The following is a 747-nucleotide window of genomic DNA, read 5'->3' as shown; positions in this document are numbered from 1 at the left end:
GGCCGATGGAGCCCATCGACCTCGGACACAAGGTCCTTGCCGCCGCCCTGCCCTTGGCCCGGCAACTCGGGCTGCCCGCCGCTACGGCTCAAGCGGCACGGTCTCCCGTGCGGACGAATCACCGGCGAAGGCCCCGGACAAGCTCCGCCGCGGCAGTGCGGCTCGCTGGCCTCCCTGCTCTGCTGCGGCCGGCGGCAGGAACCAAAGGCGGACAGCGGCGGCTGCGCCGATTCCTGGAAGCCGTCCGCTATCCCACCCTGACGGCGTTAGCCCGCGACGCGGACCTCGATCCGGGCTCGGTGACCTGGCAGATCCGTACGCTGGAACGGGACCTGGACGGCCAGCTCCTGGTCCGCGGCGGAGTCAAACACGCGATGCAGCTCACCAGCCTGGGCAAGAAGGTCGTGGCCGCCGCGCAACCGTACGCCGACCAGCTCGGTGATCTCCACGGCCCACGCCACAAGCCGAAGGCCCTCAGGTCGGCGGAGCTGTCATCCCCCGCGGGCGTGAGCGGCGGTGAATCTGGGCGATCTCCCTGCACGGGCCGCGACGAATCTGGATCATGAGAAGCGTGGAGGACTGGTCTGACTGCAATGACCCTGACGAACTGAGTATCCGTCTTGATGTAGCTCTGCAGGAGAACGCGGAGTTCCGCGAGGAACTCGCTCAGGCCAAGGCCGAGAACGTGCACCTACGTGCGCGCCTGAGCAAGACCGCCCCCACGGTGCGAGCCGAAAGGCGCCGTAC

1 protein-coding gene is annotated in these 747 nt (G+C 68.7%); it reads left to right on the top strand.

Going from position 1 to position 747, the window contains the following annotated elements; translation table 11 throughout:
* The first annotated feature begins 155 nt into the window (after positions 1-155).
* Entirely contained in the window at positions 156-566 is a 411-nt protein-coding gene (locus TN53_RS46310) for a helix-turn-helix domain-containing protein (RefSeq protein WP_159038266.1), read from the top strand.
* Positions 567-747: the final 181 nt, after the last annotated feature.

This window comes from Streptomyces sp. WM6386, from assembly GCF_000972385.1.
GTDB lineage: Bacteria > Actinomycetota > Actinomycetes > Streptomycetales > Streptomycetaceae > Streptomyces.
The sequence above is the reverse complement of the archived record's forward strand: the minus strand, read 5'-3'. Positions and strand labels throughout refer to the sequence as shown.